The sequence below is a fragment of the Nocardioides sp. genome (assembly GCF_035576065.1).
GTDB lineage: Bacteria > Actinomycetota > Actinomycetes > Propionibacteriales > Nocardioidaceae > Nocardioides.
Map to the genome: position 1 here is coordinate 13730 of NZ_DATLWX010000046.1, position 24815 is coordinate 38544.

At 68.3% G+C, this 24815-nt stretch carries 22 protein-coding genes and 1 pseudogene; 10 read left to right on the plus strand and 13 right to left on the minus strand.

Translation table 11 applies throughout. From position 1 onward, the window contains the following. Nucleotides 1-39 precede the first annotated feature (39 nt). On the plus strand, nt 40-510 hold the full coding sequence (locus VNJ48_RS21520; protein WP_325605846.1) for a helix-turn-helix domain-containing protein: 471 nt from the start codon (nt 40-42) through the stop codon (nt 508-510). Next, nucleotides 507-1607, plus strand: a complete 1101-nt coding sequence (locus VNJ48_RS21525) for a glutamate--cysteine ligase (RefSeq protein WP_325605847.1) — start codon at nt 507-509, stop codon at nt 1605-1607. Before VNJ48_RS21520 ends, VNJ48_RS21525 begins: the two co-directional genes overlap by 4 nt. Before the next feature lie 3 nt (nt 1608-1610). On the opposite strand, the gene VNJ48_RS21530 is transcribed toward VNJ48_RS21525, so the two are convergent. Continuing rightward, nucleotides 1611-3014: a sensor domain-containing diguanylate cyclase gene (locus VNJ48_RS21530; protein ID WP_325605848.1), complete on the minus strand. Its 1404-nt coding sequence runs from the start codon at nt 3012-3014 to the stop codon at nt 1611-1613. 191 nt (nt 3015-3205) lie between these two features. Between VNJ48_RS21530 and VNJ48_RS21535 the strand changes: the two genes are divergently transcribed. Genes VNJ48_RS21535 through VNJ48_RS21545 form a run of 3 tightly spaced genes read left to right on the plus strand, consistent with a single transcriptional unit; the run spans nt 3206 to nt 5665 of the window. Then, nucleotides 3206-3847: a GntR family transcriptional regulator gene (locus VNJ48_RS21535; RefSeq protein ID WP_325605849.1), complete on the plus strand. Its 642-nt coding sequence runs from the start codon at nt 3206-3208 to the stop codon at nt 3845-3847. An 11-nt stretch (nt 3848-3858) separates the two neighbouring features. Next, the gene (locus tag VNJ48_RS21540) at nt 3859-4899 is read left to right on the plus strand and encodes a 1-aminocyclopropane-1-carboxylate deaminase (RefSeq protein ID WP_325605850.1); all 1041 of its coding nucleotides are present in this window, start codon (nt 3859-3861) and stop codon (nt 4897-4899) included. A gap of 55 nt (nt 4900-4954) precedes the next feature. Continuing rightward, a complete protein-coding gene (locus VNJ48_RS21545) occupies nt 4955-5665 on the plus strand; it encodes a DinB family protein (RefSeq protein ID WP_325605851.1) in 711 nt (236 codons plus the stop codon). A 45-nt stretch (nt 5666-5710) separates the two neighbouring features. Here VNJ48_RS21545 and VNJ48_RS21550 read toward each other — a convergent pair whose 3' ends face one another. The 8 genes from VNJ48_RS21550 to VNJ48_RS21585 all read right to left on the minus strand — a co-directional run bounded on the left by VNJ48_RS21550 (nt 5711) and on the right by VNJ48_RS21585 (nt 13373). Next, complete coding sequence (locus VNJ48_RS21550) at nt 5711-7189, minus strand: hypothetical protein (RefSeq protein ID WP_325605852.1); 1479 nt, start codon at nt 7187-7189, stop codon at nt 5711-5713. A gap of 183 nt (nt 7190-7372) precedes the next feature. After that, nucleotides 7373-7984, minus strand: coding sequence for a response regulator transcription factor (locus tag VNJ48_RS21555; protein ID WP_325605853.1), 612 nt, complete (start codon nt 7982-7984; stop codon nt 7373-7375). After that, nucleotides 7981-9144 carry a sensor histidine kinase gene (locus VNJ48_RS21560; protein ID WP_325605854.1) on the minus strand — a complete coding sequence of 388 codons (1164 nt, stop codon included), beginning with the start codon at nt 9142-9144 and terminating at the stop codon, nt 7981-7983. Before VNJ48_RS21560 ends, VNJ48_RS21555 begins: the two co-directional genes overlap by 4 nt. Nucleotides 9145-9177: 33 nt before the next feature. Beyond that, nucleotides 9178-9948, minus strand: a complete 771-nt coding sequence (locus tag VNJ48_RS21565; RefSeq protein WP_325605855.1) for an ABC transporter permease — start codon at nt 9946-9948, stop codon at nt 9178-9180. After that, complete coding sequence (locus VNJ48_RS21570; RefSeq protein WP_325605856.1) at nt 9945-10916, minus strand: ABC transporter ATP-binding protein; 972 nt, start codon at nt 10914-10916, stop codon at nt 9945-9947. Before VNJ48_RS21570 ends, VNJ48_RS21565 begins: the two co-directional genes overlap by 4 nt. Nucleotides 10917-11005: 89 nt before the next feature. Next, on the minus strand, nt 11006-11632 hold the full coding sequence (locus tag VNJ48_RS21575) for a hypothetical protein (RefSeq protein WP_325605857.1): 627 nt from the start codon (nt 11630-11632) through the stop codon (nt 11006-11008). 143 nt (nt 11633-11775) lie between these two features. Beyond that, nucleotides 11776-12984: an RNA polymerase sigma factor gene (locus VNJ48_RS21580; RefSeq protein WP_325605858.1), complete on the minus strand. Its 1209-nt coding sequence runs from the start codon at nt 12982-12984 to the stop codon at nt 11776-11778. Beyond that, a complete protein-coding gene (locus VNJ48_RS21585; RefSeq protein WP_325605859.1) occupies nt 12981-13373 on the minus strand; it encodes a YciI family protein in 393 nt (130 codons plus the stop codon). The genes VNJ48_RS21580 and VNJ48_RS21585 overlap by 4 nt, the downstream gene beginning before the upstream one ends. A 159-nt stretch (nt 13374-13532) precedes the next feature. On the opposite strand from VNJ48_RS21585, the gene VNJ48_RS21590 reads away from it, so the two are divergent. The 3 genes from VNJ48_RS21590 (at nt 13533) to VNJ48_RS21600 (ending at nt 17825) form a co-directional block, all read left to right on the plus strand. Further along, nucleotides 13533-14315, plus strand: coding sequence for an alpha/beta hydrolase (locus tag VNJ48_RS21590; protein WP_325605860.1), 783 nt, complete (start codon nt 13533-13535; stop codon nt 14313-14315). A 73-nt stretch (nt 14316-14388) separates the two neighbouring features. Next, entirely contained in the window at nt 14389-15999 is a 1611-nt protein-coding gene (locus tag VNJ48_RS21595) for a sensor histidine kinase (RefSeq protein WP_325605861.1), read from the plus strand. Further along, nucleotides 15996-17825 (plus strand): GAF domain-containing sensor histidine kinase, encoded by a 1830-nt coding sequence (locus VNJ48_RS21600; RefSeq protein WP_325605862.1) that lies wholly within the window; start codon nt 15996-15998, stop codon nt 17823-17825. Before VNJ48_RS21595 ends, VNJ48_RS21600 begins: the two co-directional genes overlap by 4 nt. 71 nt (nt 17826-17896) lie before the next feature. On the opposite strand, the gene VNJ48_RS21605 is transcribed toward VNJ48_RS21600, so the two are convergent. The 3 genes from VNJ48_RS21605 to VNJ48_RS21615 all read right to left on the minus strand — a co-directional run bounded on the left by VNJ48_RS21605 (nt 17897) and on the right by VNJ48_RS21615 (nt 21329). Further along, nucleotides 17897-19615, minus strand: a complete 1719-nt coding sequence (locus VNJ48_RS21605) for a putative Ig domain-containing protein (protein ID WP_325605863.1) — start codon at nt 19613-19615, stop codon at nt 17897-17899. A gap of 273 nt (nt 19616-19888) precedes the next feature. Next, nucleotides 19889-20836, minus strand: a complete 948-nt coding sequence (locus VNJ48_RS21610) for a hypothetical protein (protein ID WP_325605864.1) — start codon at nt 20834-20836, stop codon at nt 19889-19891. 100 nt (nt 20837-20936) lie between these two features. Continuing rightward, nucleotides 20937-21329 (minus strand): response regulator, encoded by a 393-nt coding sequence (locus tag VNJ48_RS21615; protein WP_325605865.1) that lies wholly within the window; start codon nt 21327-21329, stop codon nt 20937-20939. Between the two features lie 187 nt (nt 21330-21516). Here VNJ48_RS21615 and VNJ48_RS21620 point away from each other — a divergent pair, with 187 nt between their 5' ends. Beyond that, nucleotides 21517-21840: a nucleotide pyrophosphohydrolase gene (locus VNJ48_RS21620; RefSeq protein WP_325605866.1), complete on the plus strand. Its 324-nt coding sequence runs from the start codon at nt 21517-21519 to the stop codon at nt 21838-21840. Continuing rightward, the gene (locus VNJ48_RS21625; protein WP_325605867.1) at nt 21821-23533 is read left to right on the plus strand and encodes a DNA/RNA helicase domain-containing protein; all 1713 of its coding nucleotides are present in this window, start codon (nt 21821-21823) and stop codon (nt 23531-23533) included. The genes VNJ48_RS21620 and VNJ48_RS21625 overlap by 20 nt, the downstream gene beginning before the upstream one ends. A 1141-nt stretch (nt 23534-24674) precedes the next feature. On the opposite strand, the pseudogene VNJ48_RS21630 reads toward VNJ48_RS21625, so the two are convergent. Next, nucleotides 24675-24815, minus strand: a pseudogene (locus VNJ48_RS21630) (IS630 family transposase); the annotation flags it as partial.

A 24815-nucleotide genomic window follows, 5' to 3' on the forward strand; every position in this document is an offset into this window, starting at 1 on the left:
AAGCCTAGATAAACAAAAACAACCCAGCAGGAGGACGTAGTGGATCGCGACGACTGGGACCTGACCCCGGACTCCGTGCAGCTAGCCCTGGAGCACCTCGTCCCGGCGAGCGCCGGCAAGGTGGTGCGCGAGGCCTTCTACGGCACCCGCCGCTTCGACGACTTCGTGCGGCGTACGGGCCTGACGGCCCCTGTGCTGTCGGCACGGTTGCGCGACCTCGAGGCGTCCGGGGTGATCGAGAAGCGGCCCTACCGCGAGCCGGGCCAGCGGACCCGGCACGAATATCGGCTGACCCAGCAGGGACAGGACCTGGGCACGGCCGTCGTCGCGCTGCTGGAGTGGGCCGACCGGTGGCTCCCCACCCCGGATGGCCCGACCGTCGTGCTCGAGCACCGCGAGTGCGGGGCGTCCGTCCATGTGGCGATGGGGTGCAGTGTCGGACACGGGGTGGACATCACCGACGTCGTCGCGCTGCCGGGGCCGGGGGCGCGGCGGGTCGGGACGTCATGAACATCCGTCCGTTCGGCATCGAGGAGGAGCTGCTCCTGGTCGACGGCTCCGGCAAGCCCTCACCGCAGGCGCCCGAGCTGCTGGCCCGCTGCGCCGTCGCCGACGACCTCGTGGCCGGCACCGTGCTCCAGCACGAGTTCTTCCAGGCTCAGGTGGAGGTGGCCACCCCTCCCCTCCGCAGCCTCGCGGATGCGGACGCGCATCTGCGTGCCGGGCGGGAGTCGCTGACGCGCGCCGGGGCTGAGCTCGACGTCACTCCGCTGGCGGTCGCCATCCCCGTCCTGGCCGCTCCTCCCGGCCCGTACGCCGAGCACGAACGCTTCACCCGGATCGCGAAGCACTATGCGGGGCTGGGCGGCGAGTCCCTCATGTGTGCCCTTCACGTGCACGTCGAGGTGGCCGACCGGGGCGAGGGAGTCGCGGTGCTGGACCGGGTGCGCCCGTGGCTGCCGCTGCTGGTGGCCCTCAGCGCCAACTCGCCCTTCTGGCACGGTCGCGACATGGGCTTCGCGACGTGGCGCTCCCAGCTGTGGCGGATGTGGCCGAGCAGCGGTCCGCATGAGGTGTTCGGTGGCGAGGCGGCGTACGACGCGCTCATCGAGCGGCTCCTGCGCGACCAGTCGATCCTCGACCTGGGCCTGCTCAACCTCGAGGTCAGGCTGTCGGCTCGCTATCCGACCGTGGAGTTCCGGGTCGCCGACGTGTGCACGTCGCTCGACGACACGTTGCTGATCGCCGCCCTGGCGAGGGGGCTGACCCAGACGGCTGCCCTCGAGGCGCACAACGGCATCGAGCCTGCGCCGTGGCGCGTCGACAGCCTGCGCAGCGCCGGCTGGCGGGCGGGGCGCTTCGGTGTCGGCAACCTCCTCGTGGACCCTCGTGACGGGCAGCTCGTGCCGGCCGCCACCGCGATGTCATCCCTGCTCGACCATGTGCGGGACGCGCTGGACGAAGCCGGCGACCTCACGCTGGTCACCGCGGGCCTGGAGCGGATCGCCCGCGACGGGAACGGTGCCGACCACCAGCGACGCGCCGCCGGTGACGACCTCGACCTGCACGCCGTCGTCGACGACCTGAGGCTGCGCACGATGGGCTGAGCCCTACCGCTGGGGTGACGACTTCGTCAGCCCGACGTCCTGCGAGCTCGCTGTCGGTTCGGGGTCCAGCAGCACGACGACCCGGTCCCGGCCCGCGTGCTTCGCCTCGTAGAGAGCCTGATCGGCGCGACGCAGCGCTGCAGAGTCGTCTGCGTCGTGCTGAGAGAGCACGGTGACGCCCAAGCTGGCGGTGAGCGGGCCAGGCACACCCACCACCTCCAGCCGGGAGACAGCCTCGCGGACCTTCTCGGCAACCGTTCGGGACCCTTCCACGTCGGTGTCGGGAAGCAGGAGCAGGAACTCCTCCCCGCCGACCCGGGCAGCGACGTCGCCGGCCCGCACCGAGTCGCGCAGCACCCGACCCACGGCGGCCAGGACCGCATCCCCCGCCTCGTGGCCGTAGCGGTCATTGACCGTCTTGAACAGGTCGAGGTCGCAGGACACCACGCCCAGCGGTTGGTCCGCACGCCTGGCGCGAACTCCCAGGACCTCCAGCGCCGCCATCGCGCCCCTTCGGTTAAGAAGCCCGGTCAAGGCGTCCTCGACGGCATCCTGCTCGGCTCGCGCCTTGATACGGCGAAAGGCCACGAGCATCGCCATCAGCACCACTCCCGCCGCGATCACGGTCATGGTGCGCCCGACGTACCACCCCAGGCTGAATCGACTGCTCGCGGTGTACGTCAGGACGAGGTCGCACAGGCAGACCAGGATCGCCACCGAGGCCCACCGCTCGGGACCATAGAACTCGCGAGTCCCACGAACGGCCAGCATCAGTGCGACGACCACCAGGGGTACCGCCACCGGCGCGGTCAGCGTGGTCATCCGAGACGTGTCCAGACCCACGATGAGCACGGGCAGGTCCGGGCCGAAGTACGCCACCACCGCGACCAGCGCAGCGCCCAAGGCGACCGCCGTCGCGACAGCGATCAGCGACACCTGTCGCCGCCACTGCGGTGAGGTCGCCCGCGTCCAGCGCACCGGCCACGGGAGCCATGCCGCGCCGAGCAGCAGCGGGAATCCGGTGTGCCATGCCACGTAGAGGTAGGGAGCCACGGATGGACTGGTGCCGAGCACGGGATCGAGCATCACCCCACCGGGGAAGGCCAACCCATATCCGGCCATCACTGCCAGGGACCAGGCGTAGGCGCACGACATCACCAGAAGGCGGACGTCCCCGCGGTCACGGAAGTCACCTGCCAACAACAGGACCGAGAGGATGTCGAATGCGGCGACGACCGCCAGCAACGCGGGCATGAAGCTGATCGTGGCCGGGAGCTGGTGGGTGCTCACCGGCACGATCGCCGCAGTCACGAGGACCGTGACGGCCGACACCATCATCGTGCGGGAGAAGCGCGATGGCCTCGCGATTGGCAGTCGCTCCACGTCGGCGAGGGCGGGCACTGACATGACGACTCCTTTTCGAGCTCGCGCCTCGGACACTCGTTGCGAGACTCACTGGGTCAACGACCGAACCACCCAACGGATATTGGCACATCCCCGTGCTTCCTGAGGCAGTTTCCTGCCCAGGCTGGCGACGGGCGGTCGCCGTACGACCCCAGATCATTGACACCTCCCCCTTCCGATGTGCAATATATTGCATGCCCATTCCGCTGGACGAGCCCCGCATCGACCGCTCGTTGCTGCGAGACGGCGTCTACGTCCGGCTCCGCGACGCCATCGTCGAGGGTTCCCTCACACCGGGCGAACAGCTACGAGACCTCGAGATCGCCGACTGGTTGGGGGTGAGCCGCACCCCGGTGCGGGAGGCGCTCCTGCGGCTCGGTGAGACCGGCCTCGTCATCGCTCGGCCGGGGCGATCGACCGTCGTCAGCCAGATCGACGTGCGCGCGGTGCGGGAGGCCCGCGACGTGGTCGCGGCCATGCACGAGCTCGCCGTCCGGGCGGCCGTGGCCACTCTGACCACGCGCGACCTCGATCGGATGCGCGCCGCGAACGACCGCTTCCGCCAGGCCCTGGCCGCCGGGGATGTGACAGCTGCCCTCAGCGCGGACGACGAGCTGCACGGCATCCCCGTGTCCGTCGCCGACAACACCGCGATCGCCGCCGTGCTCGCGCAGTTCACCCCCGTCGTGCGTCGCGCGGAGCTGCTGCGGTTCGCGACCACCGGAGGCGACTCAGCCGTCCTGCACGACCAGCTCATCACGCACTGCCAGGACGGCGACACGGACGCCGCCGCCCAAGTCGCCTTCGACACCTGGCACTCACTCGAGACCGACTGACGGAGACAGCCATGTCCATCCACGACTTCCCCCGACACCCCCTCACCTTCGGCCCCAGCCCCGTGCACCCACTCGAGCGACTCACCGCGCACCTCGGAGGCCCCGCGATCTGGGCCAAGCGAGAAGACTGCAACTCTCCTCTGGCGTACGGCGGCAACAAGACCCGCAAGCTGGAATACCTCGTCCCCGACGCCATCGCCCAAGGTGCTGACACCCTCGTCAGCATCGGCGGCTACCAGTCCAACCACACACGGCAGGTCGCCGCGGTCGCTGCGAGGCTCGGGATGAAGGCCGTGCTGGTCCAGGAGAACTGGGTCGACTGGCCCGACAGCGTGAACGACCGGGTCGGCAACATCATGCTGAGCCGCATCATGGGCGCTGAGGTCCGACTCGACGCGGCCGGCTTCGGCATCGGCTTCAAGGACTCGTGGGCCAGCGCGATCCACGACGTCCGGCAGCGTGGTGGCACGCCGTACGCCATCCCGGCCGGGGCGTCCGACCACCCGCTCGGCGGGCTCGGGTTTGCCCAGTGGGCCTACGAGGTCGAGCAACAAGAACGTGAGCTGGGCGTCTTCTTCGACACCGTCGTCGTCTGCAGCGTCACCGGGTCGACGCACGCCGGGATGATCGCCGGTTTCGCGGCACTCGAGGAAGCAGGCTCCCAGGCCCGTCGCGTCATCGGCATCGACGCCAGCGCAAAGCTCCAGGAGACCCGTGACCAGGTCGAGCGGATTGCGCGGCGTACGGCGGAGCTGATCGGTGTGCGTCGGGACCTTCGCGACGACGAGATCACCGTGCTGGGGCAGTGGGCCGGCGACCTCTACGGCATCCCGGTTCAGTCGACCCTCGACGCCATCCGGCTGACCGGTCAGCTCGAGGGCATGATCATCGACCCCGTCTACGAGGGGAAGTCGATGGCGGGACTCATCGACCTCGTCAGGCACGGGGAGATCGACAAGGACTCCCACGTCCTCTACGCGCACCTCGGTGGCCAGCCGGCCCTCAACGCCTACAGCGCGTTGTTCACCCACACCCAGGCGCTGGACCTCTGATTGAGCTCGTGCCGTGGCCGGGCGGTTGTCGGTGCGCCCATGCAGACTGTTCGACATGGCGAGGTTCGAGGATGAAGACCTGACGGACGCCGAGTTCCGCGAGTGCGACCTGACGCGGGCCAGGCTGATCGGGGTGGTGATGCAGGACGCCCTCATCGACGGGCTGGTCAGCAACCTGACGGTCAACGGCGTGGAAGTCATGGCGTACGTCGAGGCCGAGCTGGACCGGCGGCATCCGGTGCGGCTGCTGCTGCGATCGTCCGACGCGGGTGATCTCCAGGAAGCCCACCGGCAGCTGCGGGCCGGCTGGCTGGCGACGGTCGCGCGCCTCGACGGTCTTCCCCCGGGATCGGAGCACCAGCGCGTCGGCGGCGAATGGTCGGCGGTGGAGACCCTGCGCCATCTCGTCTTCGTGCACGACTCGTGGTTCCGCCGCTGCTGTCTGGGGTCGCCTCAGCCGTTCACTCCCCTGGGGTTGGCATCGGACTTCGTGCCTGACCAGGAGGAGCAGGGCCTGGACCCATCGGCGGCGCCTGGCCTCGACCAGGTGCTGGCAGTGCGCGACGAGCAGGCCGCCGAGCTCGAGCGATGGTTGGCGAGCGTCACGGCGGACGAACTGTCGGCGGTCGCGCCAGTCCCTGCCGGTCCGGGCTGGCCGCCGTACGCCGCAGGCAAGACGGTGCTCGAGTGTCTGCACGTCGTCCTGAACGAGGAGTGGGAGCACCACGGGTTCTGCGTGCGTGACCTCGATCTGCTGGAGGGCTGACTGGCGTCCCGGCTCGCACCGAAGCCCTCCATCAGCCCGGGGCGGTCACACCCATTCTGCGGAGCGCAGGGCAGGTGACGGCGTCGCCAGCCTGGCCGTCGTCATGCCGGAACCACCACCACCCTGGCCCTTGCCGAGGTTCTCCGGCTCAAGCGCCGGAACGGACAGGCCCGCACCGGTGAACCGGTAGACGTCGAAGCCGCGGGTGAGGTCGTTGCTGTAGCCGTAGAACGAGCCATCCGTCGCGATCCGGTTGGTCTTGAACGACCAGGTGTCGGAGTCGGGGAACACGTAGTGCCCGACTTCGCGCATGCCGACCCCGTCGCCGATGCCGACGCTCGTGTCGCTTCCTTCGAAGTCGGCGAGAGCAGAGATGTCGAGCACGCGGACGCCTTGGCCATACCAAGCGACCGTGAGCATCTCCTGCTCCTCATAGACACGCGTCACGTGCGCCGTGCACGTGGTTCCCGGCTGTGGCTGGATCACCGGGATGAACCAGGTGCCGATCTTCTCCGGCGACAGTTCCTTGGCGCCGGTCACGTCGTACAGGTGCAGACCACCACCAGGGCACTCGGCGCTCCCTGCCGCGCCCGCTCGCTCGTCGGCGATGACGAGGACCTCGCGCTCGGTCCCGTCCTCACGGGTCAAGGTGACCGGGTCGGACCCGTGCACGACGTTGATCGCGGGGTCGAGGATCTGGGAGATGATCTTGGGCTGCGCCGGGCTCGTGGTGTCGAGCACCAGTGTCTGGGACAACGCCGCCGAGTAGGCGCGGGTGCCTGCCTCGTTGAAGGTGATGTCGTGCGACTCCGAACCGAGCGACAATGGGACGAACGGGATCGGAAAGTCCTGGATCTTCTTCGGCTGCTCCGGGCTGGAGACGTCGTAGATGGTGATCGTCGGGCTCGTGCTGGTGATCAGGTCCGAGTTGGAGTTGTACAGGTAGTCACCGCTGGGGTGGATCGTCATGTTGTGTGAACCGCGCGGGACGTGGACGTAGCTGACGGTCTGCGGGCTGGTCGGCGTGGTGATGTCCACGATGACAGTTCCCGAGGCGGCCGGGCCGAGGTTGAGGTCCCTTGCGCACTGGGACGCCGCTCCGACGGCGCCGAACGTGCCGTCAGCGGTGTAACTGGCGAGGATCCGCCTCCCGTGCTTCCAGACCTGGACGTCACCCTGGCTGATGTCACAGTCGTAGACCGCGGCGAGGGACGGGTTCGTCGGATCCGTGATGTCGACGATCTGCATCCCCTTGCGCAGGGTGCCCGAGAGCGCGTACTCCTTCTTGCCGACCTTGACGAACTCGATGTCCGAACCCGACTGGGCCGTGCCGGAGTTGTCATACTGCAGGTTCGCGACGGGAGACATCTCCCTGCCCACGCCGACCTCGGCCACGTTCACGCCGCGGACTGCAGTCGGTAGGTCGCCGCCCCTGTCGTGAGCGAGGGCGGGACTTGCGGGGAGCACCGCCAAGGTGATGGCGGCGGCACCCGTGATGGTGCCGGTCAGGGCCAGACGAAACATGTTCCCTACCTTCAGTGTCGAGAACGCACCTGTGTGGAGGTTCAGCGGTATCGGATCCCTCGAACAGGCACAACGGGGCGGCTCGGCAACAGTTACGGATCAGCCCTCAGACTGCGGGACGTGCTCGTGGGTGGCAGCGGTCGCGACCTGACGCCGTAGGCCTGAAGCCGGAGGGCCGCTTGTTCAGATCCAGCCCATGCGAGCAGCCTTGGCGCACGCGTCGTGGCGGTTGGCTGCGCCCAGCTTGGTGATGGCGCTCGACAGGTAGTTGCGCACCGTGCCGGGGGAAAGATGCACCCTGGCGGCGATGTCCTCGATCCCGGCTCCGTTGGCCGCGAGCTCCAGGCAGTCCGCCTCGCGCGGGGTGAGGGGAGAGTCGCCGGCGCCGATCGCCTCGGCGGCGAGCTGCGGGTCGACGTACCTCCCACCGCTGGCGACGATGCGGATCACTTCGGCCAGCCGGTGAGCCTCAGTGGTCTTGGGCAGGAACCCGCGGACGCCGGCGGCCAGCGCCCGCTTGAGGTGACCGGGACGGCCGTGGCTGGTGACGATGATGCTGTGGATGCTGAGGCCCACCAGCTCGGCGGCCACCGCGATGCCGTCGGGATCGGGCATCTGGAGATCGAGCACGGCGACGTCGAGACCGCCGGTCGCGGCCAGCGCCCGAGCCTCGTCCAGAGCAGCGCGCCCCGAGGCCGCTTGGGCGACGACTGTGATGTCGTCCTCGAGCTCGAGGAGCTGGGTCAGGGCGGCGCGAATGAGGTTTTCGTCGTCTGCGATCAGGATGCGGATCATGCTCGGGCCAACGTCTTGCCGTCGGCCGTGTCGGCGACGGGCATCGTGACGGCGAGGGTCCAACGATCGCCCCGCATCGATGTGCTCACCACGGATCCCAACGGCGCGAGGCGTTCGGTCAGCCCCAGGAGCCCGACCCCGCTGGAGGAGCGTTGTTCGGGGGTGGGCGACGCGGCGCCGTTGTTGCTGACACTCAACACCCCGTCCCGCCAACCGATCTCGACCTCCGTTGCTGTGGAGTGACGGAGCACGTTGGTGACTGCCTCGCGCACCACCCACGCGGCGGGTTCGTGCCAGCGGAAGGGGAGGTCATCGACCTCGGTCACGGTGGAGATCCCGGCGGCGGCGAGCAGCGATCGGGCGCCCCGTAGCTCCTGATCCAGATCGGTCGCCCGGTAGCCGCGGGCCAGCTCGCGGGCCTCGCGCAGCGCGTCGTGCGCCGTGGCGCGGACCTCCAGCATGGTCTCGGCTGCGCTGGGATCGCCCCGGCGCGCAAGCGCCGCGGCGAGCTCCGCTCTGACCGCGATGGTCGACAGGTGGCGGCCGAGGACGTCATGCACGTCTCGGGAGAATCGCAGCCGCTCTTCGGCCACGGCCAGGGCTGCTTCCGTGTCGCGGCTCTGGTCGAGCCGGCGCACCAGCTCGAGCAGCCACAGCGAGATGTGCACCGTGAACCCGAGGAACAGGGCGCCCCCCAGGGCAACGAGGGTGACGGGCACGGAGCGCGTCGTCACAGCGGCGGCTGCTGTCATCACGACCAGGAGCAGGCCGAGGTGCCGGCGATCACGGAGTCCTGTCAGCGACCAGGACATCGCCGCCCAGACCATGGCCAGTCCAGCGTGCTGGGGGTCCGTCGGCAGGACCATGGACAGCCCAGCACAGGCGGCGCTGGCGACGCACATGGTCAGCACCGGCTTGGCCGGTGTGGCCTGTCCGTCCGGCCACGCACTGCAGACCGCCCGCAGGGCCCACGTGCCGACCCCGATCATCACCAGGGCGATCAGCACGAGCGCGGCCATCGCCGGAGCATTCTTCGCGCCGATGGGCGTCGCTCCCAGCAGGAGCACACCGACGTTCAACCAGAACATGGCCATCAGCGACTGGCGGGTGTAGAGATCCACCCACTCGACCGGCGTACGGTTCAACCGCGGCACCTTCATGGCCGCGAGCCTAGGCGCCCCGTCGAGCATGGCTCATCGACGCGGCTCCCAGCGCATCGACCGCCGGGCGATCCAGATCGCCAGACACGTCCACCCGACCACGACGGCCGAGGCCTTCAAGGCGTCCGCGTCGGCTCCCCAGCTCAGCCGAGCCAAGGCATCCAACGCGCCGCCGGGCGTCAGTGCGACGTACTCCCTCGCGCCCTCGGGCACGGCCTGACCGATCATGCCGACCATCAGGAGGACGAACACGGGCAGGCTCGTCATCTGCGCAGCTTCGGCGTTGCGCGTCCATGATGCTGTCCACACGGCGAGAGCGGCGCACATCGCGCTGCCGCCGAGAACTGCCAGCATGTACGTCGCAGGCGACTCGGGCGGGTGTCCGATCGCGGTCGTGACGATCGCGGCGAGAGCGGCGATGACCATGGCGATCGTGATGCCGGGCAGGCACATGGACAGCAGCAGCTCGCCGTCGCGCGCCTCGCCGGTCCGCAGCCGCTTGAGGACGAGCTCGTCGCGGCGGCTGACGATGATCGAGAGGATGTTGTAGTAGACGGGCAGCAACCAGGCGATGATCAGCACCGACGACATCGCGATGGCCACTGACTCCTCCTGGCCGCCGCTGGCGAAGACGAAGCCGAGCGGGAACAGCGGCAGGATGATGCCGTAGCCCAGGGTGATGGGGTTGCGCACCATCAGCCGGGCGTTGGCCAGGGCCAGGCCGGTGAGCCGGGTCGTGGAGGTCGTTGTCGCGTCTCCGTCGTCAAGGACAGGGGCGGGGACGGTGACGTCGGTGGCAGTCATGCGGCGGACTCCTCGTGCTTGGTGTCGATCTGCTCGGGGTCGGTCTGCGACGCCTGGGTCAGGGCCAGGAACGCTCGTTCGAGGGACGCCGTCTCAGCGCGCAGCTCCGAGAGCGTCAGCCCGTGGCGGGCGGCCCAGTCGAGCAGGTGCGCGAGGCTGCCCTGCAGGTCGTGGGTCTCCACGGTCACCGTGCCTCGGTGCTCGACGAGGCGCAGCTGGCCGAGGTCCGGCAACGGCGGGGCTGACCTGAGCGAGCTGGTGGCGAAAGCGATGGTGCTGGGCAGGTCCGCGACGATGGCGGCGGGCGAGCCACTGCGAACGATCTGCCCGACGTGCATGAGCTCGATCCGGTCAGCCAATCTCTGTGCCTCGTCGAGGTAGTGGGTCGTGAGCAGGATGGCCGTGCCCCGGTCACGCAGGCGGGCAACGAGGTCCCAGACCCGGCGACGGCTCTCGACGTCGAGACCGTTCGACGGTTCGTCGAGGAACAGCACGTCCGGGTCACCGAGCAGCGCGCACGCCAGGTCGAGGCGTCGTTGCTCACCACCGGAGAGCTGTCCGACACGGGTGGTCCGTTTGCCCCGGAGGTCCAGCTCGTCCAGCACCTCATCGACCGGGCGAGCCCGGGACGTGAGGCAGGCCTGCATGCGCATGGTCTCGGCGACGGTGAGGTCGCCGGAGAAGCCGCTCGCCTGCAGGAGGACGCCCGTGCGGCGGCGTACTGCCCCCCGGTCACGCCACGGATCCAGGCCCAGGACGCGGATCTCGCCCTCGTCAGCCTGGGCGAGGCCCTCGAGCAGCTCGACGGTCGAGGTCTTGCCCGCTCCGTTGGTGCCGAGGAGTGCCGTGATGGAGCCGGCCGGGACGTCGAAGTCGACACCACGGACCGCTGCGAACGCGTGCTTGCCCGAGCCGTACGTCCGTTTCACACCCCGGCACCGGATGGCCATGGTCTGCGCTGTTGTCATGCCTCGATCGTGCTGGCGCAGGAGACGCGGGGCCAGTGGCGTCGATCATGGGTCCGTGTGCACCCTGCGCGCCTGGTCGATGACAAATGTCATCTCTGTTGTCTGGCAGCCCGGATCCCCAGCATGGTGCCGAAACCCACGACGGCGACGAGCGCGGCCAGGGTCCCGGCTCCCCCCAGCAACCACCCGGACAGCAAACCGCCAGTGTTGCCTTCATCGTCGAATCCCGACGGGCCAGCAGACGAGCCGCCGATGACCAAGCCGCCGAAGACTTGCAGAACGATCCCGAGCATCAGGAGCCACCACAGCGTCGTGACTGGGTCACCTGACGCCTCGGGGCGGTCCGGAGCCGGCGGGAGTCCGGCTGCGGGAGCCCCTGTGTCCGCGACCCGGAGTCTCTCTCTCAGAGGGATCGCGTCCACCATGTCGTTGCGATGGCGCAGGTGCTGCAGGGTCATCAGGACCGGCTCGTGGTTGCGCACCTTCAGCTCGGCCTGGACCTGCGTCGGGAACGACAGCCCGATCACGTCCGCCCACGGTGCAAACAGGTCGGCTGCCGGCTCGGCGTTCACGACGAGGACACCGTCCTCCCCCACCGCGAAGGCCCGGGGCCCGTATGTCGTAGCCGAGACGTCCCAGGCGCGCGGAGCGCCCCACGCTGCCAGCCTGTCCCGCATCGCTTCTGGCAAGGACTGGAGGTCACCCTGGATGTTCACGTTTCTCCTTTGCGGACCCAATGTCTGGGCCAACGTACCCACCTGGAGTCACGGCGGCGGCTCTGTGATGTCCGTGTCGAGTCGGCGCGACCCAAGCCGCGCCGGGTCGAGTGATGAAGTGGCTCCATCCACGGTGTGGCCGATCACTCGACTCGGAGTCGGCCAGCAAGGTCATTGAGGTAGCGCTGCTCCGGGATGCTCCGCGTCCGCCGGGCGGCCGACCGGAGCGCCTCGATGGCCTCGACCCGTTGCCCGAGCTCGGCCAGCAGGTGTCCGCGGGTCGCGTGGACCCGGTGGTTGGCGCTGTCGCCGAGAGCATCGAGCCGCCTCAGGCCGACAACGGGGCCGTGGACCCGCGCCTCCGCGACCGCGAGACCGATGGTGACGGCGGGGCTGGGAGCGACGGAGTCGAGCATGCGGTAGAGCTCGAGGATCTGCGGCCAGTCGGTGTCGGCCCACGTCGCCGCCTCGGCGTGAACGGCGGCGATGGCGCCCTGCAGCTGGAACTCCCCGACCGGACCGACCGGCAGGGCGGTCTCCAGCAGGCGGACCCCTTCGGCGATCCTGTCGGCGTCCCAGCGGCTGCGGTCCTGCTGCTCGAGCGGGACGAGGTCGCCGTCGCCGGTGGTGCGAGCCGGCGCCCGCGCCTGGGTGAGGAGCAGCAGCGCGAGGAGACCGGCGTTCTCCGGGTCGTGTGGCGCAGCGTTGACCAGGAGCCGGGCCAGGCGGATCGCCTCGTCGCTGAAGCCGGGGTCGGTGAGCGACGGACCGGACGAGCTGAGGTGACCTTCGGTGTGCAGCAGCGCGACCGCGTGCCTGACGCTGGCGAGCCGCGCCCAGAGGTCGGCGGCGGGTGGGGGGAAGGTGCCGCCGGCGCCGGCGATGGTCGCCTTGGCACGGCTGATCCGCTGGGCCATCGTCGAGGTCGGGACCAGGAAACCGGCAGCGATCTGGGCGGTGGTCAGGCCGCTGACCGCTCGCAGCGCCAGCGCCACCTGGGAGGCCTTCGTGAGCGCCGGATGACAGCACAGAAGCAGCACGTAGAGGCTGTCGTCGAGGTCAGCGTCTGTCCCCTCGTCCGCACTCGCTCCGGACCCCGCGAACGACGTCTCCCGCCGACGGCGGGCCACCTCGCTGCGAGCCTGGTCGACGAGGCGCCGCTGAGCCACCCGGATCAGCCACCCGCGCGGGCTGCTCGGCACCCCGTCCGTCGGCCACTGCGTCGCCGCCGCCAGCAGTGCTTCCTGGGTGGCGTCCTCGCAGTCGTCGAAGTGGCCGTAGGAGCGCACCAGGACTGCCAGGACGTACGGCGCCTCCCTGCGCCATACCTCCTCGAGCTGGGTGTCCGTCACTCGGCGTCGGAGCTCTGGGACATCACCGGCCGCAGCTCGACCGTCTCTCCCGGCCCGGAGAAGCAGCGGGCGACCTCCTCGGCCCGCTCGGGAGAGTCGACGTCGATCAGGAAGAACCCCGCGAGGTGCTCCTTGCCCTCGGCGTACGCCCCGTCCGTCGCCAACCTCTCCCCCTCACGCCACCGGAAGAGCCGCGAGGCAGCCGGGTCGCCCAGGGCCTCCGCGCCGACGAACTCGCCGCGCTCCATCAGCTCGGTGAAGGCCTGCTCGAACTCATCATTCAGCTGCTTGCGGGTCCCTTCCGGCAGCGCCTGGTGCTCGGCGACGTACTGCTCGGTCGGGTGTCCCCACGGCTGGGGGTTGGAGTGGATCAAGATCACGTACTTCATGGTGTTCCTCCTCGACGTGGGTCGCCTCTCGGACCCGGTAGGGATACGTCGGCGCCGCCCGCCGCATCTCGACATCACTCGGATCTCGACATCACCTGCATGTCGAGATTCCTCGGCCAGGTCCGACATCACCTCAGCCACCCACCGAGAGGACCCATCATGACGGACCTGAGGACGACGACGTCCCGAGACGGCACGCGACTCGCCTACGACGTCCACGGCAGCGGACCGGCGCTGGTCTACGTGACGGGTGCGACCTGCTTCCGCAGGTTCTGGCCGATCGTGCAGGACTCGAAGGCGTTCGCGAAGGCCTTCACGGTCTACACCTATGACCGCCGCGGGCGGGGCGACAGCGACGACGGCCTGCCGTGGAGCGTCGAGCGCGAGGTCGACGACATCGAGGCAGTCATCGACGCGGCCGGCGGCACGGCCAGTGTGTACGGCCATTCCTCCGGCGCCGTACTCGCCCTCGAGGCGAGCCTTCGGCTGCCCCACAAGATCGCGAAGACCGTGTTGTACGACGCCGCGTACGTCCACGACGCTGCCGAGAAGGCTGACTACGAGCGGCTGGCTCAGCAGGTCCGCGAGCTTCTGGCGGGCGGGGACGACACCGCCGCGCTCAAGACGTTCCTGCGCGGCATCGGCATGCCCGGGGCCTTCACCGCCCTCCTTCCGCTCGTCCCGGGATGGCGGACGATGAAGGCACTCGCGCCCACCATTGCCTACGACCTGGCCCTCACCCGCGACCTCCCGCCTCTCGCCAAGGCCCAGTCGGTCACCGTGCCCACCCAGGTGATCGTGGGACAGAAGAGCCCGCCCGGCCTCCACGTCGTGGCCAGGCAGCTCGCGGGCGCCATCCCGCACGCGGAGCTCGTCGAGCTCGCTGGCCAAGGTCACCTGGTGAGCGCGCGGAGGCTGCTGCCGGTGCTCTGCGAGTCCTGACGTGACCCGGTGAGCGCGGCTCCGGATTGTTGGTCTCGCAACATGTCGGCATCGCGCGACCTACTCTCGATGAATGAACCGACTGCGTGGCGTCGCGGGCCCCTTGTGCCTGTGGCTGCTCGTGATGTCGGCGCTCGGCCTGATGGTGGCGCGTGGTCAGGCACAGGAGCGGGACGGTCTCGTCGAAGGCTTCCAGAGCCGGGCGGAGAACGGCTCGAACGTAGTGGCGGAGTATGTCGACGACGTGTTCACGGCCGAGAGGCGACTGGCGCGCGAGATGTCGCGCCCGGACTGGAAGCCGGCTGACTTCGCCGCGAATGCGGACCTGCTGAACTTCGGGTCGGCGATGCTGCTGGACGGCGAGGGCCGGGTGGTGGCGGTCGTTCCATCCGACTCCGAGACGCAAGGGGCAGAGGTGGCCTCGAAGTACGAGCACCTGGACCGGACGCTCGCCCGGAGACCGAACGTCTCCGACATGTTCCTTTCCGCGGAGGGCAAGCCAGTCGTTGCCTTCTCCCTGCCGATCATGACTTCCGAGCGCATCTCGGTGCTGTCGGCCTCGTTCGACCTGGCAGCCGGTCCGCTGGCGGCCGTGCTGGCGCGCCAACCGGTCCCCGGCACCCATGGCGTGCTCCTCGACTCGGACGGCGAGGTCATCCTGTCCTCGGGCGGGGAGACAGGCCTGGCGCAGTCGATGCTGCCCAACCTCGAGGGGTCTCCGCTCGTCGTCGGAGACCGGGTGGTCGCCGCGGAGCCCGTTCAAGGCACACCGTGGACGTTCGTCCTCGACGCCCCGCGCGATGCCCTGGTCGCGCCCGGGTCGAAGAACGACGTGAGTGAGCTGGTGCTCCTGACGATTGCGGCCCTGGTCAGTCTTGGCGCCCTCCTGCTGCTCCATCGGGCGAAGGTCGATCGCATCACGGCTCATGCCGAGCAGGAGGAGTCCGCCGAGCGCCTGCGCAGCTCGGTCGACAGCGTCAAGGACGAGTTCGTCGCGTCGGTGTCCCACGAGCTGCGGACCCCGCTCACCTCGGTGCTCGGACACCTCGAGATGCTGTCGTCCCGGATCGACCTCCCCAGGGACGTGACTGCCCAGATCAAGGTCATCGAACGCAACGCGGTCCGTCTCGACGGACTTGTCTCCGACCTGCTCCAGGTTGCCCAGGACCAGGTGGGCGTCACCACCGTGGTCCCCGCACGGTGCGACGTGGCTGCGCTCGTCCAGGATGCGGTCGACGCGGCCCGGCCCGTGGCGTACCGCGCCGGCGTCCACCTCGACCTGAACTGCCCTGACTCGCTGGTCTCCGAGGTCGACGCCCAGCGTCTGCGTCAGGTGATGGACAACCTCATCTCCAACGGCGTGAAGTACACCGACGAGGGGGGCTTCGTCACGGTCACCCTTCGGCAGGTGGCGGACCACGTGGAGCTGGAGGTCGCCGACACCGGCATCGGGATGAGCGCCGCCGACCTGGAGAAGCTGTTCACCCGTTTCTTCCGCACCTCCGCGGCGCAGTCCCGCATGGCTCCGGGCACCGGGCTGGGGTTGTCCATCGTCCGCTCCATCATCGAGGCGCACGACGGCGAGGTGAGCGTGGAGAGCGAGATCGGTCGCGGCACCACGATCCTCGTGTCGCTGCCGCACGCGAGGTGCGACAGCGTGTCGAACCCAGAAGTGCGCCCATGACCAGGGATGACGAGGAGCAGGAGCTGGAGCTGCGTGCCGGCGCTCGTGCCGGCGCTCGGGTCGGCAGCTGGGGCTCGCCCGCAGATCGCGAAGCGCTGCGCCGACTCGCTGACGACATCCGGACCCGGGCGGGGTTCAAGGTGTGTGCCATCGAGGCCGTGCGAGGAGACGGCCTGAGGGAGTACGTCGCCATCGCGGGCGACGAGCGTGCAGCGGCAGCTCTGGTCGGTCAGGTGACCCCGCCCTCGCGTGAGGAGGAGAGGAGCACGTTGTTCTATGGCGCGGCCTACGGGTCCCTGCTCTTCGTGGCACAGGAGTGGATGCCTGCCGCGGCCCGGGATTCGATGGGTGATTTCGGATGGTTGCCTGACATCTCGGATCGCGGCGACCCCGGTCAGTGGCAGGCTGCGGACGTGCTGGCCTCACGGCTGACCGACAGCTCGGGAGACATCCGCGGCATCCTGTACCTCGACGAGCCGCTCGATGGCAGGCGCCCGCTTCCTGAGGAGTTGCTGGCCTTGTCGGACCGGCTCGAGCTGCCTCTGCGCGCGGTGCTGACAACGATCGAGCAGGAGCGCCTCACCCAGCAGACGCGCATGACGTATGCCGCCCGCCGAGTGCTGCGCGCGTCGTCGACCGCACGAGGTCTTGATGCGCTCCTGGCAGAGGCACACACGCAGCTCTCGATGGGTTTCCTGGCCGCCGAGCTGGACATCGTCCTCCATGTCTCGGACGACGGGGAGAACGCCGTCAGTCACACGCCTCCCGAGGGGAAGGGGCTGACGCCTGCCTTGCTGGTGGGCCTGCAGCTCGCAGGGAGGCGGGCCTGGGAGGCGCAGCGGGTCGTCATCGTGGAACCGCACCGGACCTGGGGCGATGACGCGCTCGGCATCGAACATCGAGAAGGACTGGAGCGCTACCTCTCTGACCGAGGACTGGACGCGCTCGTGCTGGTCCCGCTGGGCGCCGGCCCGGAGGCGGTCGGTGTCATGCTGGTGGGGCGACGAGTCAACCGTTGGACAGACAGCGAGAGCGCGGCGGCACTCGACGTGGGGCACGACCTCGGTCGGGCCATCGTGATGTCCCAAGCCTTCGAGCGCGAGCAGCGACTCAACGTCGAGCTGCAGCGCCTCGACGCCTACCGCGCCCAGATGATCGCGACCATCTCGCACGAGCTCATGAATCCCCTGGCCGCCGTGACGGGGCACCTCGAGATGATGGCGCTACTTGCCGACATGCCGGAGGCCGGGATGCGCTCCATCGTCAAGATGGAGCGAGGGGCTGAGCGCCTACGGGCACTGGCGACGCAGCTGCTCGACCTGGCCCGGCTCGAGAAGAGCACCGAGCCGCCGCCGCAGGTGCTCGTCGACCTCGACGCCGTCCTGGCAGAGACCGTCGACCTGTTGGAGGTCCTGGCCGCCAGCTCGGGCGTGAACCTCGAACGCAAACCCGCCTCCGGGCCGGTCCTCGTGCTGGGTGACGCCAACGAGCTGCACCGCGCGCTGAACAACCTTGTCAACAACGCCGTCAAGTACACCAACACCGACGGCACGGTCGCCGTCGACGTCCAGAGGACCGACGACGAGGTGGTGTTCAGCTGCGTCGACAACGGGCTGGGCATCTCGGAGGCGGACCGGACGCGGCTGTTCGGTGAGTTCTTCCGATCGACCAACCAGGATGCACTCGTCCGGCCCGGCACCGGCCTCGGTCTTGCCATCGTGCAGCGCATCGTCACGCGTCACCACGGTCGCGTGGAAGTGAGCTCCGAGCTGGGCGTGGGAACGACGTTCAGGGTGCGCCTGCCGGCCGCGGACCCTGCTGGCTGAGTCTCGTCGGGCGTACCAACGAGAGACGGTGCCACGGAGCTCCGTGGCACCGCCCCATGGTCTCCGAAGCGTCAGAGGGTGAGCTTCCATCCGGACAGTGTTCCGATGTCTCCAGGTCCATAGTCGGTCACGCGCAGGGTCCATGTGCCTGCCGCCACCGAGCTGACGTTGGAAGCGGTGAAGGTCTGCGGTCCGTCCCAGGCCACGCACGGGTAGCTGCCGCTGCCGCTGTACTTCAGGGCGTACGCCCGGCCCTGGGGGTCGATGAGCGAGATGCCGAGATCACCGACGCACGTGTGCCTGATGGTGGCGACCACCGTGACCCTGGTGGCGGCAGCACCACTCAGGGTCGACCGGATCGGGCTGCTGGTCGACTGGTAGTCGCGGATGGGGTACGCCGTGGTGCTGCTCAGCGTCCTTCCTCCCGTATCAGCGGGGTTGACGGTCCAGGTCAGCGACGCGGACGCCGACTTCGCGGGGGTGCTCGCGTCGGTGACGGTGAGGGTGACACTCGAGGTGCCGGCCGTGGTCGGCGTGCCGGAGATGGTTCCTGACGCACGGTCGATCGACAGCCCGGCAGGCAGGCCCGTGACCGACCAGGCGTAGGGCGCGGTCCCGCCGGTGGCCCGGTTGGCCAGGGAGACCGGCTGGTTGACCAGGCTGCTCTGGTTGCCCGGGTTGGTCACCGTCACAGCACCGGGCTGGTCGCTGCCGGTGAGCAGGGTGAGGTTGTACTTGGTGAGAACTTCGTTGACCGGCTGGAAGATCGACTGGTCGTTCGCACCTCCGGGAGAGCACGACGATGCGCCGCCGGAGTGGAGCCCGACCGCCTTGGTGCCGGCCAGCCATGCTCCACCGGAGTCTCCGCCCATGGAGCAGGCAGTGGTGGTGGCCAGACCCGCGACGGTGACGCTGCCGTAGTCGACGGTCTGGTTGATGGCCGTCACCGTGCCGCACTGCCACTTCGAGGTGTTGCCGGAGTGGCACACCGATTGCCCGACCACTGGTTCGACGGAGCCGGTCACGGTCACGGCCGGGCTCCCCCACGTGTTCACTGCTGCGGACATGTCCCAACCGGTCTGGTTGACGGCCACGACGCCGAAGTCGCCCTCGGGGGCATTGACCGTCCGAGCACCCCCCACGTTCGAGGTGCCCAGCCGGTCCTGCGAGCCGGACGCGCCGTACGCCGGTTGGTCGCGGTCGTTGGTGCAGTGACCAGCCGTCAGGAAGTGCTTGCCGCCGACAGCGTCAGTGGTCGGGAAGCCGACCGAGCAGTTGGACTCGCTACCGGGCCACCAGGGATCACCTGGATTGACGGTGCCGCCCTGCTGGCGAGGAGATGAGTCCTGATACCGGACCTCGACGACGTCGCCCAGCTTCTGCGCTGACGCAAGGAACTGCCTGGTGGCGGCGGTCCGCCTGGTGGAATCGACGTTGATGATGACGCGGTTCGCCTGCGGGTCCACTCCCCACGTGGCCAGCCCCGGCACATCAGAGCGTGCGGCCAACTCGGTGATCGCGGAGGTCGCGGTGGCGAGCTCGGCGCCGGAGTGGGACACCAGTCGAGGGGTGGCACCCAGGGCGCGGACTCGGTCAGCGTCGGCCTGGTCGGTCACCGCGACCGCGAGCGTGCCGGTGGCGGGGTCGAACCAGTAGCCGGCCTCGGCAAGGCCGGGCGATCGCCGTACGGCGGCTGCCGTCGTGGACGCGGACAGCTCGTCATCGAGGCGGTCGATCGCTTGGCCGGCGGTGATGTCGAGGTAGTGCTGCATCGCCCTGGTCTGGGCCACCGGGTATTGACCGTCAGGCGAGGAAGGGGCAGCCGGGCGTGGAGCATCCGCGAATGCGGCCGGTTGACCTGTTGCAGAGATGATCGCGCCGACAACGACAGGAAAGAGAAATTTCAACACGTTTGAACCTCCGGACGGGGTGGGATTCATTCGACGTTAGCCGCGTATTTTCCGGAAGTCAGCAATCAATCATGCTGGGCTCTTCGCATTGTTCACAATTTATGTTCCAAGAAATGTGTGAATGTCGCGAAGTTAACTGTTATGCACTGCAATTCACCCTTGTCGTGGCCACTCGAATTCGATCCCATAGAGCCCGGGCTTCAAATCCAGGAAGATGTGTCTGACGACGTGGGCAGCCGTGATCCTCACTTCCTCGACGGTCTCGATGCTGCCGACGGGTGCGTGGCGGAGGTAGCAACGAGCGGGCAGCCGGTGCGGGGCGAACTCGACCTCCAGCACGTACTGGCGCACCGGGTGGGCGAAGTGACGCTCACACGTGAGTGTTCGCTCACCTCCGGGCTCGAAGTGCAACTCGTACTCGACACAGGTGCGGTGGCCACGCTGCAGCACCTCGTCGAGGTGCATCTCGGTCACCGTGAACCCCGCGTCGGAGTCTCGGCGCAAGCGACCGACACGGGCTCCGCTCGTCGGGGTCACGTGCGGCAACCGACCCGACGCCGTGTCGTCGTGATAGATCGCCAGGATGCGGTCGACACCGTCTCTCGTGGCCTCGATGACGCTGGAGATCCGGCAATATGCCTCTGCGCCGAACTCATCGACCCGATAGCGGTCATGGAGACTCAGCGTGCGCCGCCCGTCGTAGGGGCAGTCGAGTTCGGCAAGCACGCGGTCGAGGGGATCGCCGTCGGCCCACAAAATCGTGGTCGGCACCGCGGCGTTGGTGGTGCGGCCGCGGGGCCGCGGCTTGCCGAGCAAGCGACTGAGCGAGCCGACCTTCAGCCCGAGGATGGGTTCGAGAGCGGCCAACGCCGCCAAGGATGCGTCGCGCTCCGGTTGGCTGCGGCCGTGCGACCAGTAGCTCAAGATGGTGGTGCTGACCGGATGGCCTGCCTTCGCCAATCGGTCCTGCAAACGATCCAACGTCAACCCCTGGTTGGCGACGGCCAGCTGCAGGGCCTCCGGAAACGACCCGGAGCCAAGGGCTGCCGCCAACTTGTCTGAGACCGGTCCAGCAGGCACCTCGATCTCCTCAGGAGTCATCGCTCCTCCTTCGGGATCGTTCACCGCGTACGTCCATCGCAGCATTGTGCACTCGTGATCCAGTTGGTGGCGCCCTTGTCTCCTGCCCGTCGGCCGTGGCTCACGCCGATTCGGAGCGCGCCCTGCCTTCCAGGAGCTCCCGCAGCTGCTCAGCAAGCAGAGGTTTGGGAAGCACCGCGTCCACCCCGAGTGCCGTGAGCGCGTTGACCCGAGACTCAGCCCAGGCGCTGACGACGATCACCCTCACGCCTGCAGCTGATTGCGGATGCCGGCGGAGCCACCGCAGGACGTCCTCGCCGGTCATGCGCGGCATGGACAGGTCCAGCAGCATGACGTCGTACGACCGTCGCGCCAGCGCTTCGACGGCCTTGGCACCGTCACTCGCCTGATCGACGGCATGGCCCATCCGTTCGACCACGCGGACCAGGACCTCACGCATGTCCTCGTCGTCGTCGACCACGAGGAAGCGCAGGGGCGTGCTTGCCGGGGTCACGGGTGTGCCACCTGTTGCGTTGGTAGGGAATCCATCGTCGAGGTTCCTTCCGGGGGCCGCGTCGCGCACGGGTGTGGGGCTATGACCGTTTAACGACGATGGGGGCGGGGGGTGACGGGGACTGTGGCGAGTCGCCGCGAATGACGAGCGGCGACGACGTGATGCGGTTCCTGCCTAAGGTGACGCCATGCCCCCTTCCGTCCGTGAGCAGCTGCGTGCCTTCGTCGACGAGCGCGACTGGTCGCAGTTCCACAGCCCCGAGAACTTGGCGAAGAGCATCGTGATCGAGGCGGCCGAGCTCCTCGAGTGCTTCCAGTGGGCAGATGAGGCGGATCCCGAACGAGTCAAGGAAGAGCTCGCCGACGTGGCGACGTACTGCCACCTGATGGCGTCAAGGCTCGGCGTCGACCTCGACCAGGTCGTGCTCGACAAGCTCGAGGTCACACGAGCCAAGTACCCGGTGGCCAAGGCGCGCGGCAGGAGCGAGAAGTATGACCGGCTTCCGGATTGAAGAGGTCAGGTTCACCGCAGCCCAGCTCGCGGCCTGGACCCCACTGGAACCTCGATTCAGGAACTGGCCGGTCGTCTACACGCTCGACGGCGCGGGCAAGATCTATGTGGGTGAATCGCTCAACGTGGCCGCCCGGTTCCGCCAGCACCTCGCGTCGCCGCAGCGCGGGGGATTGAAGAGCGCGCGGGTCGTCATCGACGACAGCTTCAACAAGTCCGCGTGCCTGGACTTGGAGTCCTTCCTGATCCAGTTGTTCGCCGGCGACGGTCAGTTCGACGTGCTCAACGGCAACCACGGGATCACCGACTCCGACTACTACGGGCGCGATGGATACCGGCGCACGTTCGCGGCGATCTTCGAGGAGTTGCGCGAACGAGGTGCCTTCAGTCGCCCGATCCGGGAGATCGAGAACACGGACCTCTTCAAGCTGTCGCCGTTCAAGGCACTGACTCAGGACCAGGCCATCGCAGTCGACGACATCCTCAGCGGGTTGTTCCAGGATCTGGGGTCGGGGGCATCGAGCCGGATCGTGATCCAGGGTGCCCCTGGCACCGGCAAGACCGTCGTCGGCATCTTCCTGATGAAGCTGCTGATGGACATCAAGCACGCCGATCTCACCGATCCGCCCGACAGCGACTCTCTGTTGTCGGAGTTCTTCGTGCCGGGCTATCCCGAGCTTCTGGTCGACTTCAACGTCGCGATGGTCGTGCCGCAGCAGTCATTGCGACGATCCATCCAGAACGTCTTCCGCAAGACGCCCGGGCTGTCACCGAAACAGGTGCTCGGCCCGTTCGAGGTGGGTGGTGCCAGCCAGCAGTTCGACCTGCTCATCGTGGATGAAGCTCATCGCCTCAACCAGCGGGCCGCGCAAGCGGCTGGACCCCTGAACAGGATGTTCGCCGACATCAACGCGAAGCTCTTCGGCCAGGACGACCCGGCGATCACCCAGCTGGACTGGATCGACCACCAGAGCAAGCATCAGATCTATCTCCTCGACAGTGCGCAGGCGGTCCGCCCTGCCGACCTGTCAGCCGCGACGACGCGTGCACTCCTGGAGGAGGTCCAACAGAAAGGACGGGCCTACCCGCTCACGTCCCAGATGCGGGTGCAGGCGGGCGACGACTTCGTCGGTTACGTACGCGGGCTCCTCGACGGCTCGACCACGAATCGCCAGGAGTTCCCGGGCTACGACCTGCGCCTCTTCGACGAGCTGGCACCCATGCGCGAGGCGATCCACGCCCGTGAATCCGAGGTGGGACTCTCCCGTCTGCTCGCCGGCTTCGCATGGCCCTGGAAGGGCAAGCACGATCCCGCAGCTCTGGACATCCACGTCGACGGGCTCCAGCTCCGCTGGAACACGCGCGACATCGACTGGGTCAACTCGCCCACCTCGATCGACGAGGTCGGCTCCATCCACACGATCCAGGGCTACGACCTCAACTACGCAGGCGTCATCATCGGCAAGGACCTCCGCTACGACACCAGCACGTCCCGCATCTACTTCGACCGCACCAACTATCACGACCCGCGCGGCACCACGAACAACCGCATGCTGGGCGTCTCGTACTCCGACGACGACATCCTGCAGTTCGTGCGCAACATCTATGCCGTGCTGCTCACCCGGGGCATGCTCGGGACGTACGTGTACGTGTGCGACGAGCCGCTGCGTGAGCATCTGCGGACGTTCTTGTAGACCTGCGTCCTACCCGCGGAGAGGCGCAGTCGCAGGGCGCGCTGAGCTCGAGTCACGCGAGCGGGCGTCGGGCGGCCATCGTCGCGGCGCTGGGCGGCTGGACCACAACGAAGGGGACTAGCGAGCGACGAGGGACGCGAAGGGCGATTGCGCAGTCTCGACTCCAAGTGCTCCGGCGAAGGTCGCCTTGAAGCGCCAGGATCCCGTACGGCTCGTCTGAATTCGCTGCTTTGCGGTGAAGCTGCCAGTCGATGACGTCACCGTCGACACCGTGCTGCGCAAGACCCACCTTCGGCCTACTCGCTGCCAGGCCTGAAGCTTCACCAATCGCTCAGCGGGACCTGCCACGGTGCTCAGGGTCCCTCGCAGAACGGCCTTCCGACCGGCTGTGATAGCGCTACGGGTCTTGAGTGTGAGGGACGTCGTTGCAGTCGGCGTCAGCGAAGGCGTGTTTGCGGTTGCGGTCCGGCCGTACTCGGTAACCGTCGCAACCAGCCTGACCGGCCGCCCAAGATCTTCCAGCGTTGCCGTGTAGGAGGAACCAGTGGCACCAGGAATCGGAGCATCGGAGCGGTACCACTGATATGTGGCAGCTGCAGGCCGGCTCCAAACGACTGCGGCCGTGATGAGAGTGCCGACTGTTGCAGTCGTTGCAGTGAACCCCGCGGTCCCGACGGGCATAGGCGGATGAGCCGGCGTGACCGGAGCGGACGACGCGCTGGCGGCCTGGCCGCGCCCATCGACGGCAGTCCCCGTCAAGACGAGTGTTTGCCCGATGTCCTCCAGCGTCACGGTGTAGGTGCTGGCCACGGCATCCGGAATTGCAGTGCCTGCCCGGTACCACTGGTATGTCTTCGAGGTGGATGAGACAGCTACCGACCACGTCACGTATCCCGTGAGCGCCGTCCCGACGGTGATCCCCGAAGACGGAGTTACGGACCCGGACCCGCTTAGACCGGGGCAGTACGTGTAGTTCCCAGTGTCACCGCAGATGTACGAGCCGGTGTCACTAGGGCAACTGTGGGCCGCGTGGCAGCCATTCTGATGGGCCATGGCTGGAGCGGCGGACCCCACCGCGAACACGCCCGCAATGATCATCGAAAGTACGAGCAGCAACCGTCCGAGCGTCATACGCAGGACCCTAGTGCCGAGGATTTGAAGTTGTTGGACGGTTGGCCTTCTTGAGGATCTCCTCGGCGGTCTTGGTCCAGACGAAGGGGTGGGAGCGGTCGTTCCACCCATCGATGAAGGCCCGGATCTTGGTGTTGAGGTCCTTGACGGA